We start from the raw sequence: 18,678 nt of genomic DNA on the forward strand, positions 1-18,678 counted from the left end.
ATGGAATTTTCAATTGATAACAACATCAATGACGGCGCTGTGATTAAAGTAATCGGTGTCGGCGGTGGCGGCGGCAATGCTGTGAATCGTATGATTGAAGAAAATGTAAAAGGCGTTGAATTTATCGCAGCAAATACCGATGTTCAAGCCTTAAAAAATTCAAAAGCTGAAACGGTCATTCAATTAGGACCTAAATATACCCGTGGTCTTGGTGCTGGCTCACAGCCGGAAGTTGGACAAAAAGCAGCAGAAGAAAGTGAAGAATCAATTCGTGAAGCTTTAGACGGCGCAGATATGATTTTTATCACTGCTGGTATGGGTGGCGGAACTGGTACTGGTGCCGCACCGATCGTAGCGAAGATTTCAAAGGAAATCGGCGCATTGACTGTGGGTGTTGTTACACGTCCATTCACTTTTGAAGGACCAAAACGCGGTCGCTTTGCAGCAGAAGGTATTGCAAAACTAAAAGAAAATGTAGATACATTGTTGATTATTTCCAACAACCGTTTGTTGGAAGTTGTTGATAAGAAAACGCCAATGTTGGAAGCATTCCGTGAAGCAGACAATGTCTTGCGACAAGGTGTTCAAGGAATTTCTGATTTAATCACTGCACCAGGCTATGTCAATCTTGACTTTGCCGATGTAAAAACAGTGATGGAAAATCAAGGAACAGCTTTAATGGGAATCGGTGTTGCTAGTGGTGAAGACCGTGTGATTGAAGCAACGAAGAAAGCTATTTCTTCTCCATTGTTGGAAACATCCATCGATGGTGCAGAACAAGTCCTGCTAAATATTACCGGTGGATTGGATATGACGTTATTTGAAGCACAAGATGCATCAGATATCGTTGCAAATGCCGCAACTGGTGATGTGAACATCATTCTTGGTACTTCTATCAGTGAAGATCTAGGCGATGAAATTCGCGTAACAGTTATTGCGACAGGAATTGATCCAACAAAAAAGGAAAATCGGTCAAACCGGTCATCCCGACAAAGTCAACTTCATAATGTTCCCCAAAAACCTGTCTTAGACATGGAACAAGCAAAACCTGTTCAAGAAGAAGACAACGCATTTGGAGATTGGGATATTCGCAAAGAACAAAATGTTCGCCCAAGAGTTGATGACACACAATTTGAAAACATCGAAAAAAAAGAATTCGATACGTTCAATCGTGATGAAGTGAAGTCAAATGACGACGATGAATTAAGTACACCACCATTTTTCCGTCGTAAACGATAGGAGGCAGAGCACATGATTTCTGACAACTTGCGGGAGGTCCGACAAGAGATACAGAATTCATGTGCTCTTGTTGGTAGAAACGAGGATTCGGTTACCCTCGTAGCTGTAACAAAGACGATCGATGTTGAGAAAACAAAAGACGTCCTCCGAGCTGGTGTGTTGAATTGCGCAGAAAACCGTGTAGAAAAATTCTTAGAGAAAAAACAAGAAATGACTGATTTTCCACAGGTTATATGGCATTTCATTGGTAATTTGCAGCGGAGAAAGGTAAAATTGATTATAAATGAGATAGACTATTTTCATGCCCTTGACAGCTTGAAACTTGCTGGAGAAATCCAAAAGCGAGGGGAAAAAGTTATCAAGTGTTTTGTTGAAGTTAATATTTCTGGGGAAAGTACAAAACAGGGGATTTCTCCTGATCAACTTTCAGAATTTATTTCGGAATTGGCTGCCTTTGATAAAATTCAAGTCGTTGGACTGATGACGATGGCACCTTTTGATTCCACCCAAGAAGAGCAGCGGGAAATTTTTCGCAGACTACGTTTACTTCAAGAAAATGAGCAGAAAAAGCAGCTATCTTATGCCCCTTGCACAGAATTGAGTATGGGGATGAGCAATGATTATTCCGTTGCTATCCAAGAAGGAGCAACCTTTATACGGGTAGGAACAGCATTGGTAAAAGACATGTAAAAGGAGGAAATTAGATGTCGATCTTTAGTAAGGCAGCGAATTTTTTTGGTTTGGCTGATGAAGATTACGAGTATGAAGAATATGCAGCTCCTAAACAGACTGTCGTTCAAGCGACACCGGCAGTATCAAAAACTGCTGCAACTTCAAATCGTTATTATAACAACACAAATGTGGCGGTTGCTAAAAGTGAACCAGTATCAACACCAAAACCGCAAGCACAATCTCAGTCTCATCCTGCAGAAGAAAAAAAGGTTGTTTCTCTGCACCAGACACAACCGCAGACACAACGTTCTTTAAGAAAAAAAGCGGAGTCTCGGGAAAGTCAGTCTGGAAAAATTACGATTTTGGAGCCGAGAGTTTATTCTGAAGCGATGAATATTGCAAAGCATGTATTGAATAACGAATCGGTGTTGGTTAATTTTCATCTGATTGAAGAAGAACAGGCGCGTCGTATCGTTGATTTTTTGACAGGAACTGTCTATGCACAAGATGGTGATATCAAACGAGTGGGGGATGAAATCTTTCTTTGTACCCCAAGTGGTGTTGAAATCGATGGCGCTGCCCAAAGTTTAATGGACACGAATATGTTCGATCTATAAACTTACAAATGGTCAGTTCCACTTGTATCAATAAGTTAGTGGAACAAGGAGGAAGCACTTATTAGCACATTACTTTATTATTTTAATCAAGCAATTTATTTTTATACGATTTTATTAGTGATCTATGCATTGCTTTCGTGGTTTCCCGGTGGGTATCAGTCAGCACTCGGACGCTTTTTAAAAAAAATCTGTGAACCATATTTAAGTCTTTTTGACCGATTGCCCTTACATGTTGGACCGATTGATTTTACGATTGCGGTTGCAGTCATCGTTTTGAATTTGGCAAGTCGGGCAATTACGATGATTCTGTTTAGAATAATGTAAAAAAAGGGGGAGTTTCTTTGAATGCAAATGTCTATCAACATTTCCGCACAGAAGAGCACCCTTTTGTTGACGCCGTTCAAGATTGGATTGAACAGGTTCAAATGCAGTACGCACCTTACTTGACCGATTTTTTAGATCCGCGGCAAGCATACATTGTGGAGACGCTGGTTCGACAGTCGACCGATTTGAAATTCCAATTTTATGGTGGGTATGAGCAGGCAGAACGTCAGCGTTGTTTGATTTTTCCTGATTATTACGAACCGACGAGTAGTGATTTTGAGATTACGCTTTTTGAAATCAACTACCCAACAAAATTTGCCTCTTTGAGCCATGGAAAAGTTCTTGGCACTCTGGTTGGAACGGGAATCAAACGGGAATTTTTCGGTGACATTATTTCTGACGGCACCAACTGGCAGGTTTTTGTTGCGACAGAGGTCAGCAGCTTTGTCCAATTGCAGGTGACTAAAATTGGCAATGTCAGTGTTCGTTTGGAAGAAAAAAATTATACGGATATTTTGATTCCTAAAGATGGTTGGACGGAAGAACGGGCAACAGTCAGTTCTTTGCGGTTAGATACAGTTGTATCCAGTATCTATAATATTTCTCGTCAGCGTTCAAAACAGCTAATTGAGGCAGGAAAAGTAAAGGTGAATTGGGCGGAGGCTGCACGACCAGATTTTGTTCTGGATTTACTGGATATCGTTTCAGTAAGAGGATTTGGTCGTTTACAGATTCAAGGGTTAGAAGGAACAACAAAAAAAGAAAAGATCCGGCTGTTGCTTGGTGTGTTACGTAAATAATGAATAAAGGTGGAATAAACTATGGCACTATCTCCATTAGACATCCAAAATAAGAGCTTTCCGGTAAAAATGAGAGGCTACAATCAAGACGAAGTTGATGACTTTTTAGACCTGATTGTTCGTGACTACGAAGAATTGGTTCAAAAAAATCGTGAAATGGAAAAATCATTGAAACATGCGGAAGAAAAATTGGAATATTTCAATGAACTGAAAGATGCATTGAATCAATCAATCATCGTGGCACAAGACACAGCAGACAAAGTTAAAACAAGCGCCAGCAAGGAATCGGAAGTGATCGTGACCTCTGCACAAAATAAAGCGGATGAAATGATTGCAACGGCTGAAAAGCAAGCACATCAACTAACGACTTCTGCAGAACAACGAGCAAAAGATATCTTGAATGATGCTACACAAAATGCGCGTCAATTAGCAACGGAAACCAATGATTTGAAGACGAAAACACGGGTCTTCCATCAAAATCTGGCGTTGATGTTGCAATCACAACTGGAACAAGTCAAGAGCCCAGAGTGGGATGAAATCTTAAAACCATTTTCAAGTTATGTACAAGATGGACATGAAGTTTTCAAAGAACTTGTTGCAAAAGAGCTTGACAATGAAAATGGTTCTGAAGTAAACTCAGAGGCAGAAGCAAATGATAATTCTGGTGTTTCCATTGTTGAATCAAGTGAAAAAATCATCGGTGTTCCAGAAAAAACGGAAGTAACCACGCTTGATGATGCAAAAGAACTTTTAAATAAAATCGAAGAAACCAATAAGTAGAACAGAAAAGCTATTTGTATTTTAAAAGCGAGCTAGTGATAGTGAGAGTCTAGTGAAACCCTACAAATAGAAAGATCCTCTACCAGTTTTGATTTTGAAAATCAGTAAAAATCAACGGGTAATTCCGTTAACGATTACAAGAGGAAATCTAGTTTTAGATTTCATATTTTGGGTGGTACCACGACAAACGTTCGTCCCTTTTTGGGAGGAGCGTTTTTTTATTTGAAAAATTTTTTGGAAACAACAGAAATGGATTTGCACAACGAGACTTTCGTTAATTGATTAAAAGGAGCGGGTCAAAGATGAAAATCAAAGATACCTTACATCTTGGAAAAACAGCTTTTCCAATGCGGGGCAATTTGCCTAATCGAGAAGTTGAATGGCAAAAAGAATGGGAAGAAAATGAATTATACCAACGTCGTCAAAAATTAAACGAAGGAAAACCAACCTTTGTTTTACATGATGGACCACCCTATGCAAACGGCAATATCCATCTTGGACACTCACTAAATAAAATCAGTAAAGATATTATTATCCGTTCAAAATCGATGTCTGGCTTTCGTTCGCCTTATGTCCCTGGATGGGATACCCACGGACTGCCAATCGAACAAGTATTGGCGAATAAAGGAATCAAACGCAAAGAAATGACGTTAGCGGAATATCGTGAAAAATGTAAAGAATATGCGTTGACTCAGGTGGACAAACAGCGCAGTGATTTTAAACGTTTAGGTGTTTCCGGTGATTGGGATCATCCATATGTTACATTGGATCCTGCGTATGAAGCGGCTGAAATTCGCGTTTTTGGCAAGATGGCTGAAAAAGGCTATATCTACAAAGGATTGAAACCAATTTATTGGTCACCGTCCAGTGAATCTTCCTTAGCAGAAGCCGAAATCGAATATAAGGATGTAAAATCAGCTTCGATCTACGTGGCCTTTAAAGTCGTTGATGGCAAAGATTTGTTGGATACCGATACATCATTTATTATCTGGACCACGACACCTTGGACGTTACCGGCTAACTTAGGAATTTCTGTTCACCCTAAATTTGCCTATTTGCAAGTTGAAGCGGATGGCAAAAAATATGTGGTGGCAAAAGACTTATTAGAAACGGTTTCGACAGAATTAGGCTGGCAAAAAGTCACTGTCTTGCAAGAGTTCTCTGGAAAGCAATTGGAATACATGACTGCACAACATCCATTTTATGATCGTACGTCTTTAGTCATGTGTGGCGAACACGTAACCTTGGATGCTGGTACTGGACTTGTTCATACCGCTCCTGGTCATGGGGAAGACGACTATATTGTGGGTAAAAAATATCATTTGGATGTGTTATCTCCTCTTGATGATCGCGGTGTTTTCACAGATGAAGCACCAGGATTTGAAGGAATTTTTTATGACAAAGCAAATCCAATGGTCACAAAATTATTGGAAGAAAAAGGCGCTCTGCTGAAATTAGATTTCTTCACCCATAGCTATCCCCATGATTGGCGGACGAAAAAACCCGTTATTTTCCGGGCTACACCGCAATGGTTTGCTTCAATCGATAAATTCCGTCAAGATATTTTGGATGAAGTTGAAAAAGTTGATTGGATTATTCCTTGGGGAAAAACACGTTTATACAATATGATTCGTGACCGGGGAGATTGGGTAATTTCTCGTCAACGGGCGTGGGGTGTGCCATTACCAATTTTCTATGCAGAAAACGGTGAGGCCATCATTACACCGGAAACAGTGGAACATGTTGCTCAGTTATTTGCTGAATTTGGTTCAAATGTTTGGTTTGAACGGGAAGCCAAGGAATTGTTGCCTGCAGGCTTTAGCCACCCAGGTTCACCAAATGGAACGTTTACAAAAGAAAATGATATCATGGATGTTTGGTTTGATTCTGGCTCATCTCATGAAGCGGTCCTTCGTCAACGTCCTGAATTGACTTTCCCGGCTGATATGTATTTGGAAGGATCAGATCAATATCGCGGGTGGTTCAACTCCAGTATCACTACCAGTGTAGCAATCAATGGTATTGCTCCATATAAAGCAGTGCTTTCCCAAGGCTTTACCCTAGATGGTGAAGGACGTAAGATGAGTAAATCATTAGGAAACACCATTGTACCTGAAACGGTAATCAAGCAAATGGGTGCTGATATTTTACGACTATGGGTCAGCAGTGTTGATTATGAAGCAGATGTCCGAGTTTCAATGGATATTTTGAAACAAGTTGCAGAAGTTTATCGAAAAATTCGTAACACGATGCGCTTCTTGTTGGCAAATACTGCCGATTTTGATCCTAAAAAAGATGCGGTTCCTTATGAAGACTTGCGTTCCGTAGATAAATATATGACTGTACGCTTGAATCAAGTGGTGAAAGAATTGCGTGGAGGCTACGAAAGCTATAACTTCCTGCATATCTACAAAACAGTAATGAATTTTCTGACGGTAGATCTTTCCTCTTTCTATTTGGATTTTGCAAAAGATGTTGTGTATATTGAAGCAGAAAATGATCCGCAACGTCGCTGCATGCAGACGGTATTCTATCAAACCGCTGTGGCTTTGACAAAATTATTAACGCCAATCATTCCTCATACAGCAGAAGAAATCTGGTCTTTCTTGAGTGAAGAGGAAGAATATGTACAATTGGCTGAATTCCCAGCATATGAAGAATTTGCAAATCAACAAGAATTGTTGGATACTTGGACAGCATTTATGGATTTCCGTGATGATGTTTTGAAGGCGTTAGAAGAAGCACGGAACAAAAAATTAATCGGTAAATCGTTAGAAGCAAAACTAACTGTTTATCCAAATGAACAAACTGCTGCAATGCTAAAAGCAGTAGATGAAAACATTGCACAATTACTGATTGTTTCACCAGATTATTTTGAAGTGAAGGCTGCCGGAACACCGGTACCTGATGAAGCACATCAATTTGAAGAGGTTGCTTTACTGGTGGAAAAAGCAGATGGTGTAGTTTGTGACCGTTGCCGACAAGTCCGAAAAGATGTCGGTTCAGATGAAAAACTGCCAACTCTTTGTAGACATTGTGCGCATATTGTTGAAGAAAACTTTGCGGAAGCAGTAGCAGAAGGTTTCGAAAACTAAAAAAGCACTTCCCGATTTCAAGTCGGGAAGTGTTTTTTTAATCTAATAAATTGCGTTCGCGGTACCATTCATCTGGTTGCCAGATCCACTCGAAGCCATCTTTTTCCAGCAGGTCAAAGGCCGCTTGTGGCCCCATTGTTCCAGCTGCGTAGTTCGGAAAGTCTGGAGTATCCTTATCCCAAACACCACGGATTACATCAACGATTCGCCAAGATTGAGCAACTTCATCCCAATGGGTGAAGTTTGTACTGTCACCGTTTAAGGCATCGAAAATTAAGCGTTCATAAGCTTCTGGGCTGTTTTCTACTGCCTCGGCACTATTGCGGTAATCCAATTTGACCGGATGGGTATTGAAGCCCTGTCCGATTTCTTTGCCGTTAAGAGAAAGGCTGAAACCTTCTGTTGGTTGAATATAAATCGTCAAAACATTTTGTGGGAGCTTTTTATTTTCGCAAGGTTCCTTGATGTCGGCTTTAAATAAATTGACAGGCACTTGTTTGAAAACGATATTGATACGGGTTCCTTTTTCCGTCAGACGTTTACCGGTCCGAACATAAAAAGGAACGCCAGACCAACGGAAATTATCGATTTTAAATTTACCGGCAACAAAGGTCTCGGTTGTAGAGGTTTCGCTGACATTTGGTTCTTCCCGGTAGGAGGCAAAATTTGTGCCTTCCAAACTTCCGCTGCTGTATTGTCCTCGGACAAAGTTTTCTCGCACTTCATCTTCTGTATAAACTCGGACTGCGTTCAATGCTTTGATTTTTTCACCACGAATTTCTTGATCTGAAAAAGCAGCTGGTGGTTCCATCGCTAACAAAGATAAGATTTGCAGAATATGGTTTTGGACCATATCTTTTAAGGCACCGCTACGGTCGTAATAACCGCCGCGATCCTCCACGCCTAAACTTTCTGTCAACGTAATCTGCACGTTGTCGATATAGCGATTGTTCCACATAGATTCAAAAATATTATTTGCAAAGCGGATTGCAGAAATATTTTGGATCATCTCTTTGCCTAGGTAATGATCGATCCGATAAATTTCATTTTCGGAAAACACCGCATTAATCTCTTCATTCAATTGTTTGGCTGTTTCATAATCGGAGCCAAAAGGTTTTTCAATGATGATGCGATGGAATCCAGTAGAATCCAGCATTCCTTGTGATTGCAGGTGTTCTACGATTACCCCAAAGAAATTAGGCGACATTGCCAAATAGTAAAGACGATTGCCGTCAAGCTGGTACTTTTGATCTAGTGTATCGGTCAATTTCTTTAACGTGAGATAGTGCTCAGTATCTTGCACATCATGGGATTGGTAATAAAAATGAGCGGCAAATTTTTCAGCTTCTTCTTCTGTTGGATTTAGAGAAGCGATGGTTTCTTTAACGATGCCGCGATAATGTTCATCGCTCCAAGGCCGACGAGCCGTTCCAATCACGGCAAATTGTTCTTGAATGTCACCTTTTCGATACAAACGGAAAAGGGAAGGATAAAGCTTTCGTTGTGCTAAATCCCCGGTCGCACCAAAAATGGTGAAGAGAACTTTTTTATTTTCTGACATAGGTCTCACTCCTTATCTAATGGATCAACAAAAATCGTACTTGCTGCTTTGTAGCTTACAGCGATGGTTTTTTGATCATTTTTGATTGTGATCGGACCTTCGTAGGCAGCAACATCGATAATTTCATATTCTTCATGGATTTTCAAATCGATAGCGACAAGATAATCCAGTAATTCACGTTCATCTAAAACCCGAGCGATTCTCAAGGAAGTTCCGATGCCATAATCAGCCAAGGTTTGGCGTTTTTCTTCATGGATGGTTTCTTCAAATCGAGGGATTTTTCCGCCGTGGGGGCAATATTCCGGGGTGCCTAAATAGTTTTCCAGCCGTTTTGCAAGACGTTCGGAAGTGACGTGTTCCAAAACCTCTGCATCGTCATGAACTTCATTCCACGAATAATTCAAATGTTCAACGAGAAAAACTTCCCATAGGCGATGCTTACGGATCAAAGTACTGGCAGATTTCAAGCCTTTTTGTGTTAGCTGAACCCCTTGATAGGGGGAATGTTCCACAAGTTCTTCTTTTACTAATTTTGAAATCATTTCGCTGACGGAGGCTGCGGATACATCTAAGCCAGCCACGATTTGTTTGTTGCTGATTTTGTTTTCATCGCCGCCTAATTCTAGAATTATTTTTAAATAATCTTCACGATTTGGAGTCATTCTCACTCACCCTTTCCATCAACGACTATCCTAGTAAATTCTACCAAAAAAGCTCAGCATTTACTATTATTAATCATTACAAAAAAATCGAAGCTTCCGCCTCGATTTTTTAGCGTTTATGCCCAGTCACCGTTGCGGAACACTGGTACGGTAGAACCGTCCTCGCGAATCCCGTCGATCGACATTTGATCAGAGCCTACCATGAAATCAACGTGTGTTTGGCTGCGATTTAATCCGGCAGCGTCCAATTCTTCTTCGCTCATTTCCGTGCCTCCTTGGATGCTGAAGGCATAGGCGGAACCTAATGCCAAGTGATTGGAGGCATTTTCGTCAAACAACGTATTGAAGAAGGTAATCCCGGATTGTGAGATTGGGGACGGATCAGGAACTAAGGCAACTTCACCTAAGTGGGTAGCGCCTTCGTCTGTCTCTAATAATTTTTTCAAGACTTCTTGTCCTTGTTTTGCGGAGAAATCAACGACTTTTCCATTTTTGAAAGTAAAAGTCATTCCGGAAATAATCGTTCCCGCATAGCTTAAAGGTTTCGTGCTGGAGATATAGCCATCTACCCGACGGCTGTCAGGTGCAGTAAAAACTTCTTCCGTTGGCATATTTGCCATGAATTTTTCGTTGCGGGCATTAAAACTACCGGCGCCTTCCCAAAGGTGATTCTTAGGCAAGCCAATCGTCAGATCTGTTCCCGGAGCAGTGTAATGCAGCGCAGTGAATTGTTCTTTATTTAATTCATCTGCTTTTTTTTGCAATTTTTCGTCGTGGGCTTTCCAAGCAGCTACAGGATTTGCTTCGTAGATACGGGTAGTTTTGAAAATTTCGTCCCACAAACGGTCTTGGGCTGTTTCTGGTGTATCATTTGGAAAAACTTTTTGTGCCCAGTCTTGGCCAGCGGCGGCTACCACAGTCCAGCTAACTTTATTTGCTTGGGTAGCTTTTCGCAGATTCAATAAAGCTTTTCCGCTGGCTGCTTGGTAGGTTGCCACGCGATGAGTATCAATTCCAGCCAGTGAATCAGGATTGGAAGAGACAACACTAATGCGGCTGGCACCTTTTTTCACCCAATCGTCGGCTTGGTCGACTTTATATTGCGGTACCGTTTCAATTCGGTCTTGGGCTGCGAACGCTAGAAATTCTTTTTGGACAAAATCATCGGTCCACTGAACAATGACTTCTGATGCACCAAGTTCATAGGCTTTTTTTGTAAGTAAGCGGGCTAATTCTGCTTGTTCCACACTGATTTGAATAACAATTGTGTGTCCTTTTTGAACATTGACACCCACCTCTGTAATCAGTTGTGCATATTTGTTTAGATATTCTTTAAAATTTGCGAGTACCATAATTTACCTCCTAAAGGGTTTTAATAATTAGATAACCATTTTTATGATAACACTGGGAAAATGACAAGACAACAAAAGTGCTGTGATTTTGAAAAATTTTTTTGATGTTGAAAAAACAAGTGAAATTATTTCTATAAATTGAAAAGAAGAAAAAAGAGTTTTTGTCAGATAAAAAAAAACATGATACAATAAATTCAGGCAAAAAATGAAAGCGATATACAAAATGACGAAGGAGATTAAAATATCATGGCAAGAAAGAAAACAATTACCCGAGATCAAATTTTAGATGCGGCGTATGATGTTGTTGCGGCAGATGGATTTGCTCGCTTTACGGCAAGAAATATCGCTGCAGAGATGAATTGCTCGACACAGCCGATTTATTTAGAATTTCAAAACATGGATGATTTAAAAAATGCGCTGATTGACAAAATTTTAAATTATTTAGCGACCGATGTTTTTCCGATTGAACATACAGGCAATACGATTATTGACTTAGCGTTGAACTACATAGAATTCGCCACCACCAAACGACGACTTTACCGCGCAATGTATTTGGAAGAATACGGCGGCGGAAAAAAAATCCAGAAATTTTCTTACGATTATTTTGTTCAAGCTGTAAAAGATGATGAAAACTACCAAAACTTATCTCAGGAAGAATTGGAAGAACTTCATATGGGTACTTGGATCGTTGCGACGGGTATTGCTTCCTTGATGTCTTCAGGAATCATTGCTCCGACAGAAGATCAGATCAAAGGATTGATGGAAGAAAGTATCAGAGATATTCTCAATGACCAGTTGGCGGTACAATTAAACTATTAAGCCTGTTAAAAAAAGACAAAAAGAGGGACGCGTCAGTTAAGCGCGTCCCTCTTGCTTCGTCAACTTATTTTGCTGCTTCGACAAGTTTTTTGGCGAAGGTCTCCAGATTTTCGATATCTTCTTCTTCGGCGTTCAAATCAACTTTGACACTTTCCGCTCCTTTTGTGGCACCGGTTTTGGCAAAGACAGCGTCAAAATCGTCGATGGATTTGCAGAAATCATCATAAAACGTGTCTCCAGATCCGCAAACACCATAAATTTTTCCGCTCAGATCAAGTTCTTGCAGATCTTCATAAAAATCAACGATCTCATCTGGCAGTTCACCATCACCATATGTATAGGTCGCTACGATGCAAATATCTGCATCTTCAAATTCGTCGGCATCCACTTGTGTACATTCATTGATTTCGACATCAATCGCTAAGTTTTCCATTGCTTCGGCAACGATATCCGCGATTTCTTCTGTATTTCCAGTCATACTAGCATAAACGATTTTTGCTACAGTCATGAGGTTCCTCCTACGATTTCTCTATAAACTATTCCTTCTAGGCTCGGCTTAATTATAGCAAATGTAGGTTGGAAAGAAAACTCCTCCCGAAGTGAAATAAACAGCATTTGGCGAAAAATCGCTACTATGGTAAAATAAGAACGATTTGAAAAGAGGAGATAGTAAAATGATTACATTAAAATCAGCAAGAGAAATTGAATTAATGAAGGAATCTGGTGAATTATTGGCGGAAGTCCATAAACAGTTGCGCACATTTATCAAACCAGGTGTTTCAAGCTGGGATATCGAAGTCTTTGTTCGCAATTTTATTGAAAGCCATGGCGGAGTTGCCGCACAAATTGGCTTTGAAGGCTATAAATATGCGACTTGTTGTAGTGTCAACACAGAAATCTGTCATGGATTTCCTCGCAAGCAACCATTGAAAAATGGGGATTTGATTAAAGTGGATATGTGTATTGATTTAAAAGGTGCGATGTCTGATTCTTGCTGGTCCTATGTTGTAGGTGATTCTACACCTGAATTGGACCACTTGATGGAAGTAACCCGTAAATCCATGTATTTGGGAATTGAACAGGCTGTTATCGGCAATCGAATCGGTGACATCGGTCATGCAATCCAAACTTATGTAGAAGGGGAAAGTCTTTCTGTTGTTCGGGATTTTGTTGGACATGGCATTGGACCAACAATCCACGAAAGTCCTTCAATTCCTCATTATGGTGAAGCAGGAAAAGGACTGCGTTTAAAAGAAGGAATGGTCATCACCGTAGAACCTATGGTCAATACCGGAACATGGAAAATGAAGATGGACCCAAATGGTTGGACAGCCTACACCTTAGATGGTGGATTAAGCTGTCAGTTTGAACACACGATTGCTATTACAAAAGACGGGCCAAAAATTTTGACTTCTCAAGGGGAAGAGGGAACTTACTAAGCAGCAAGAAATGGAGAATGCAATGAAATTTATTCGTAAGTTACAAAACAACACGAAAGTTATGCGCTTTTTTAAAACGACATACACTCGCTTTATGACTTCGGAAATGGGTACGTCATCAATCGTAGTTGCCTATTATTTATTGCTTTCTCTTTTTCCTTTAGTGATTGCTATCGGAAATGTGCTGCCGTTTTTGTCTATTGACCCAAATTCTGTGCTCCCTTACGTCAGAGAGCTGATCCCTCAGCAGGTGTATCAATTTATCGGACCAGCGATTGAAAATCTTTTGACACAAGGCTCAGGAGGACTTTTATCGATTTCGGCGTTAGTCACGATTTGGTCAGCTAGTCAAAGTATCAACGCCCTGCAAACAGCAATGAACAAAGCCTATGGGGTAGAAAACCGCAAGAATTTTATTCTGGTACGGTTGGTTTCGCTCGTCACAATTGTTTTCTTTATGGGAGCAATCGTTGGGGTGACACTGGTTCTCGGTTTTGGTAAGATTGTTTTAGATGTATTGCAACCCGTTCTGCATTTTCCCGGAACCATTATCGATACGTTCCAAACTTTGAAGTGGCCGTTGACAATCGTGATTTTGCTGATTGTAATGATGCTGATTTATTGGTTAGTGCCCAACGCGAAAATCAAAGTTCGCTCGACTGTACCGGGAGCGATTTTTGCTACGGTGGGTTGGATGCTTTTGGGACAATTATTTGGTCTTTATGCAAAATTTTTTGCCGCACGACTCAGCGGCTATCAAATTATTGGAAGTTTTATCGTCTTGATGCTTTGGCTGAATCTGGCTGCAACAATCATCATCCTTGGGGGTATCATTAATGGGATTATCGAAGAGACGGTGACTGGAAAAGAAGTGGAAGAACGCAAAAGTACAGTATCGGAGCTTTCCGCAAAATTCAGTGAAAAAAAGAAAGATTAACTATCTAGAAAGAGAGCTTGCTCAATGGGATTTACTTTTCGTTTTATCGTTAGATTATTTACAACCATGTTGCTTTCGCTGGTTTTAACGCCAATCGTGAAACTACTGGCATTTCAAATCGGCGCAGTCGACAAACCGGGTGCAAGAAGAATCAATACGAAGACGATGCCGACAGCAGGCGGGTTGAGTATCTTTCTTTCTTTTTGTATCGCATTGTTGTGGGAGTACAATGACACGCTGGCTTTTCATTATGTCTGGCCGATGCTGCTTGGTGGGGCTATCGTGGTTATCACCGGATTATTAGATGACGTATTTGAACTTTCTCCCATGCAAAAAACGCTGGGAATCTTGTTGGCGGCACTGGAAACCTTCTTTGTCGCAGATATTCGCATCAGCACCTTTACTTTACCTTTCTTTGGTCAATTTGATCTTGGCTGGTTGAGTTTACCGGTGACAATTTTATGGATTCTGGCGATTACCAACGCAGTGAATCTGATTGATGGATTAGACGGTTTGGCAGCGGGGATTTCAATTATCGGGTTAACCACAATCGGCTTGATCAGTTACTTCTTTTTGCCAACGAGAGGCGTTTTTCTAGCCATCATCATTTTTTCTCTGGTGGCTGCAATCATTGGCTTTTTTCCCTATAATTTTTATCCGGCAACGATTTATCTGGGAGACACCGGGGCGCTGTTTTTAGGCTTTATGATTTCGATTCTGTCCTTACAGGGGTTAAAAAATGCGACATTTATTACCATTTTGACACCGATGTTTATTTTGGGTGTGCCTATCACAGACACGGTTTATGCCATCATCCGTCGTCGCTTCAACAAACAACCGATTTCTTCGGCAGATAAAATGCACCTGCATCATCGGTTGTTATCACTGGGCTTTACGCACCGCGGCGCAGTTTTGACAATTTATGCGTTAGCTTTGGTTTTTTCATTCATTGCGCTGTTGATGAATTATGCAAGCACTTGGGCGACGATTTTATTGTTGATCAGTACGGCCTTTGGTTTAGAGATTTTTATCGAGTTGATCGGTCTGGTGGGAGAAAATCGGCAGCCGTTGATGCGGACGTTAAAATTTCTAGGGAATCGCCAGTTTCGCCAATCTGTTTTAGACAAAAACCAAAAAGAATCGGATGAAACAGAAGATACAGAAAAAAGGAAAAAAGATTCGGATGACCACTCAGATTCAGCGGAATAACAATCAAAGAAAACTGACAGCTTGTTGGTTTTCTTTTTTTGTAAAAAATTGGTTGAAAGGAAATAGATCCGCTTGACATATGAATGACCAATCATTTATAATCAAAAATGAAAGAGCATTCATATGTTTGTGAGGGGAGGAATTTTCAATGGAAAAGAAATATACATTGGATGGCTTGGATTGTGCCAGTTGTGCGGCAAAAATCGAACAGGCGGTTACAAAATTGCCGGGTGTAGAAAAGGCAACGGTCGATTTTGCCACCACTAGAATGTCTATTACCTGTGAAAAGGATACCTGTGACAGTGTGGAAGAGGAAGCAACAAAGCTTATAAAAAAATTAGAGCCAGAGGTCACTGTTAGACCGGCAGAAAAAAAGCAGAACCAAGAAGAAGCTGGTGAATCTCGGCAGGTGCTGCTGCGAATCCTAGTAACTGGTGGACTGTTTTTCGGTCTGATTCTTTTGCAACCAAAGGGGTTATGGCAACCGATTCTATCTATCTTAACGTACCTTTTGATTGGCGGAGATATTGTTAAAAAGGCCGTCTCAAACATTTTTCAAGGGGAAATTTTTGATGAAAATTTTTTGATGACTGTGGCAACGGTTGGAGCTTTGGCAATCGGTGAATACCCGGAAGCCATCGCGGTAATGTGGTTGTACCAAATCGGTGAATTTTTCCAAGATTATGCGGTGGATCGTTCTCGTAAAAATGTGCAGGCGCTGATGGACGTGCGTCCAGACACTGCGCGTATTCGTACGGATGAGGGGGAAAAAATCGTTTCACCGGAAGAAGTAGCCGTGGGTTCTGTAGTGGTAGTCAATCCTGGCGAGCGAGTGCCGTTGGATGGGATTATTGCAGAAGGAAGTGGTTACGTGGATACATCTGCATTAACTGGAGAATCCGTTCCGCAATTTTTAGAACCGGAACAAGAAATTTTAAGTGGAAGCATCAACCAAGAAGGTCGGTTGGCGATTACAGTTACAAAATCCTTTGCCGAAGCAACGGTTAGCAAAATTCTTGATTTAGTAGAAAATGCCAGCAGTCAAAAAGCACCGGCAGAAAAATTTATCACAAAGTTTGCCCGGTACTATACTCCAGCTGTTGTAGGTTTAGCTGCATTGCTTGTGATTTTACCAACGGTATTTTTTCAACAAGATTTTCATGAATGGTTGTATCGGGCGTTGACTTTCTTAGTCATTTCTTGTCCTTGCGCATTGGTGATTTCTGTTCCCCTAAGTTTTTTTGGTGGAATCGGCGGTGCCAGCAAAGCAGGGATTTTGATTAAAGGTAGTAACTATTTAGAAACTTTAGCAACCGTTGAAACGGTAGTTTTTGATAAAACAGGAACATTGACAGAAGGTCGTTTTGCTCTACAACAAATTGAAACTAATTTGCCAGAGGATGAATTTTTGACTTATACTGCTGCGGTCGAGCAATATTCGACTCACCCAATCGCTCGTTCAATCGTAGATGCGGCAAGCAAGTTCAGTTTGCCAAAAGCCGTAAATCTTCAAGAAATTGCCGGTCAAGGCATTCAAGCTAGCGTCAATGGAAAACAATTGTTAGTTGGAAATGAAAAGTTATTTTCAAATGTTCAACTGCCAAGAGTCGAAGCAATCGGCACAACGATTTACGTCGCTATCGATCAGCAATTTGTGGGGTATTTGGTCATTGCCGATCAAATTAAAGAAGATGCAGCTAAAGCAATTCAAGATTTGCGGCAGGTGGGTGTGAAAAATACGGTGATGTTGACCGGAGATAACCATCGAATTGGTGAATATGTTGGGAAAAAATTAGGTCTTTCTCACGTTTTCAGTGAATTGCTTCCAGAAGATAAGGTTGCGCATTTAACTGAAATCATGAAGGAAAAAGGAAATGTTGCTTTTGTTGGGGATGGAATCAATGATGCCCCGGTTTTAGCAACGGCAGATGTTGGTGTTGCGATGGGGGGGTTAGGCAGTGATGCCGCAATCGAGGCGGCAGATGTTGTCATTATGAATGACGCTCCTTCGAAACTAGCAACCGCCATTCGCCTTTCAAGAAAAACCTTGCGGATCGTCAAACAAAATATTGTCTTTGCTTTAGCGGTCAAAGCAGTCGTGTTAGTTCTTGGGGCAATCGGTTTTGCTTCAATGGGTGCTGCGGTTTTTGCTGATGTAGGGGTGACACTACTAGCGGTATTAAACGCCATGCGTTGTTTGCGAGTGAAAGAATAAAATTAGGAAAAACCAGACGAAAAAAATCCGTCTGGTTTTCTTTTAATTGCCGAAAAAAAGACAATAAGCTAAGCTAGTAGTAAAGCGAGGAGGTGTTTGGTAATGAAATTAAGTGAAACGATCACTGAGGCGGCTGAAAAAGTCTATGATTTGTTGAAAACGGAACGATACAAAGTAGCAGTGGATGTCAAGAAAGCAAAAGTAAAAATCTCCGGACAACGCCCGACCCGCCACACCATCAAGTGGCAGTCAAAAAATCATTAAAATAAAAAACTGTTTAGAAGCTTCTAAACAGTTTTTTATTTCTCAATTTCGATACCTAAAACAGTTAAATGACCATTACCTACCAATTTGATAACCAACTTTGCCAGATGGTCTGGTGTCATATCTGAGCTGGTGGTCAACCACCAATGCAGTGTCCCGATAAAAATGGATGTCATATATTCAATAATGAAATCCATAGGAACTTCGATATCATTTTCGGTAATTTTTAAGCGATCGAAGACGTGGGCGTATTGATCGTATAAAATATCTGCAATTTTTTTTCGCAGCAGTTCATTGGAGGACCCGTCCATAATCGTTAAGTAAAAAGCACGATTCTTTTGGATACTCAAATAAATATTGGTCAGTACAAATTCAATTTGTTTTAGCTTAATGCGGTTGCCTTTTACTAATTCCGTTGGATCAAGAATGGCAGAAAAGGCGGTGACTGCGTAATCAAAAATCGTTTCGTATAAATCGGGCTTGTCTTTGTAGTGGGCGTAAAAAGTTGCACGATTAATCATTGCTTCGTCAGCAATGTCTTGGATTGTTACCTGTTCATATCCTTTTTTTTCCACCAGTTTGATAAAGGCCTCAATGATCATCTTATTGGTACGTTTGACTCGTAGATCGGTTTTTTTAGCCATTTGTGAAATTCCTCTCTTTTTACCCGACAAACAATCGTTAATTGTTGTT

Annotated in this window: 18 protein-coding genes and 1 other annotated feature; of the genes, 13 read left to right on the forward strand and 5 right to left on the reverse strand. The window is 40.6% G+C overall.

All coding sequences use genetic code 11. From position 1 onward, the window contains the following. From ftsZ to ileS, 7 genes are all read left to right on the forward strand, one after another. A complete protein-coding gene (gene ftsZ, locus BAU16_RS10230) occupies window positions 1-1,239 on the forward strand; it encodes a cell division protein FtsZ (protein ID WP_048604884.1) in 1,239 nt (412 codons plus the stop codon). Between the two features lie 12 nt (window positions 1,240-1,251). Further along, window positions 1,252-1,929, forward strand: a complete 678-nt coding sequence (locus BAU16_RS10235; protein ID WP_137605031.1) for a YggS family pyridoxal phosphate-dependent enzyme — start codon at window positions 1,252-1,254, stop codon at window positions 1,927-1,929. Between the two features lie 14 nt (window positions 1,930-1,943). After that, a complete protein-coding gene (locus tag BAU16_RS10240; protein WP_161527021.1) occupies window positions 1,944-2,528 on the forward strand; it encodes a cell division protein SepF in 585 nt (194 codons plus the stop codon). Between the two features lie 60 nt (window positions 2,529-2,588). After that, window positions 2,589-2,852 carry a YggT family protein gene (locus tag BAU16_RS10245; protein ID WP_048604887.1) on the forward strand — a complete coding sequence of 88 codons (264 nt, stop codon included), beginning with the start codon at window positions 2,589-2,591 and terminating at the stop codon, window positions 2,850-2,852. A gap of 17 nt (window positions 2,853-2,869) precedes the next feature. Beyond that, window positions 2,870-3,652, forward strand: coding sequence for a YlmH family RNA-binding protein (locus tag BAU16_RS10250; RefSeq protein ID WP_048604888.1), 783 nt, complete (start codon window positions 2,870-2,872; stop codon window positions 3,650-3,652). Window positions 3,653-3,673: 21 nt separating this feature from the next. Further along, window positions 3,674-4,432, forward strand: coding sequence for a DivIVA domain-containing protein (locus BAU16_RS10255; RefSeq protein WP_048604889.1), 759 nt, complete (start codon window positions 3,674-3,676; stop codon window positions 4,430-4,432). Next, window positions 4,416-4,634: a binding site (T-box leader), on the forward strand. (Overlaps the previous gene by 17 nt.) 100 nt (window positions 4,635-4,734) lie before the next feature. Further along, window positions 4,735-7,527, forward strand: a complete 2,793-nt coding sequence (gene ileS / locus BAU16_RS10260) for an isoleucine--tRNA ligase (RefSeq protein WP_161527022.1) — start codon at window positions 4,735-4,737, stop codon at window positions 7,525-7,527. Window positions 7,528-7,564: 37 nt separating this feature from the next. On the opposite strand, the gene zwf is transcribed toward ileS, so the two are convergent. The 3 genes from zwf to BAU16_RS10275 all read right to left on the reverse strand — a co-directional run bounded on the left by zwf (window position 7,565) and on the right by BAU16_RS10275 (window position 11,102). Next, complete coding sequence (zwf, locus tag BAU16_RS10265; protein WP_048604891.1) at window positions 7,565-9,088, reverse strand: glucose-6-phosphate dehydrogenase; 1,524 nt, start codon at window positions 9,086-9,088, stop codon at window positions 7,565-7,567. A 5-nt stretch (window positions 9,089-9,093) separates the two neighbouring features. Further along, window positions 9,094-9,750, reverse strand: a complete 657-nt coding sequence (locus BAU16_RS10270; RefSeq protein WP_048604892.1) for a metal-dependent transcriptional regulator — start codon at window positions 9,748-9,750, stop codon at window positions 9,094-9,096. 116 nt (window positions 9,751-9,866) lie between these two features. Next, window positions 9,867-11,102, reverse strand: a complete 1,236-nt coding sequence (locus tag BAU16_RS10275; protein WP_048604893.1) for an aminopeptidase — start codon at window positions 11,100-11,102, stop codon at window positions 9,867-9,869. A gap of 246 nt (window positions 11,103-11,348) precedes the next feature. On the opposite strand from BAU16_RS10275, the gene BAU16_RS10280 reads away from it, so the two are divergent. After that, a complete protein-coding gene (locus BAU16_RS10280; RefSeq protein WP_137605036.1) occupies window positions 11,349-11,921 on the forward strand; it encodes a TetR/AcrR family transcriptional regulator in 573 nt (190 codons plus the stop codon). 64 nt (window positions 11,922-11,985) lie between these two features. Here the strand turns inward: BAU16_RS10280 and BAU16_RS10285 are convergent, their stop codons facing one another. Beyond that, window positions 11,986-12,429 carry a flavodoxin gene (locus BAU16_RS10285; protein ID WP_048604895.1) on the reverse strand — a complete coding sequence of 148 codons (444 nt, stop codon included), beginning with the start codon at window positions 12,427-12,429 and terminating at the stop codon, window positions 11,986-11,988. A 166-nt stretch (window positions 12,430-12,595) separates the two neighbouring features. On the opposite strand from BAU16_RS10285, the gene map reads away from it, so the two are divergent. From map to BAU16_RS13610, 5 genes are all read left to right on the forward strand, one after another. Continuing rightward, entirely contained in the window at window positions 12,596-13,360 is a 765-nt protein-coding gene (gene map, locus BAU16_RS10290) for a type I methionyl aminopeptidase (protein WP_161527023.1), read from the forward strand. A gap of 22 nt (window positions 13,361-13,382) precedes the next feature. After that, window positions 13,383-14,297, forward strand: a complete 915-nt coding sequence (locus BAU16_RS10295; RefSeq protein ID WP_161527024.1) for a YihY/virulence factor BrkB family protein — start codon at window positions 13,383-13,385, stop codon at window positions 14,295-14,297. Window positions 14,298-14,321: 24 nt separating this feature from the next. Continuing rightward, on the forward strand, window positions 14,322-15,506 hold the full coding sequence (locus tag BAU16_RS10300; RefSeq protein ID WP_048604898.1) for a glycosyltransferase family 4 protein: 1,185 nt from the start codon (window positions 14,322-14,324) through the stop codon (window positions 15,504-15,506). A gap of 148 nt (window positions 15,507-15,654) precedes the next feature. Continuing rightward, window positions 15,655-17,721: a heavy metal translocating P-type ATPase gene (locus tag BAU16_RS10305; protein ID WP_161527025.1), complete on the forward strand. Its 2,067-nt coding sequence runs from the start codon at window positions 15,655-15,657 to the stop codon at window positions 17,719-17,721. Between the two features lie 102 nt (window positions 17,722-17,823). Further along, window positions 17,824-17,985 (forward strand): hypothetical protein, encoded by a 162-nt coding sequence (locus tag BAU16_RS13610; protein ID WP_171000785.1) that lies wholly within the window; start codon window positions 17,824-17,826, stop codon window positions 17,983-17,985. A 35-nt stretch (window positions 17,986-18,020) separates the two neighbouring features. Here BAU16_RS13610 and BAU16_RS10310 read toward each other — a convergent pair whose 3' ends face one another. Next, entirely contained in the window at window positions 18,021-18,629 is a 609-nt protein-coding gene (locus tag BAU16_RS10310; protein WP_048604900.1) for a TetR/AcrR family transcriptional regulator, read from the reverse strand. Window positions 18,630-18,678 lie beyond the last annotated feature (49 nt).

It is taken from the genome of Enterococcus sp. JM9B (genome assembly GCF_009933265.1).
In the GTDB taxonomy this organism is placed as follows: Bacteria; Bacillota; Bacilli; order Lactobacillales; family Enterococcaceae; genus Enterococcus_C; species Enterococcus_C songbeiensis.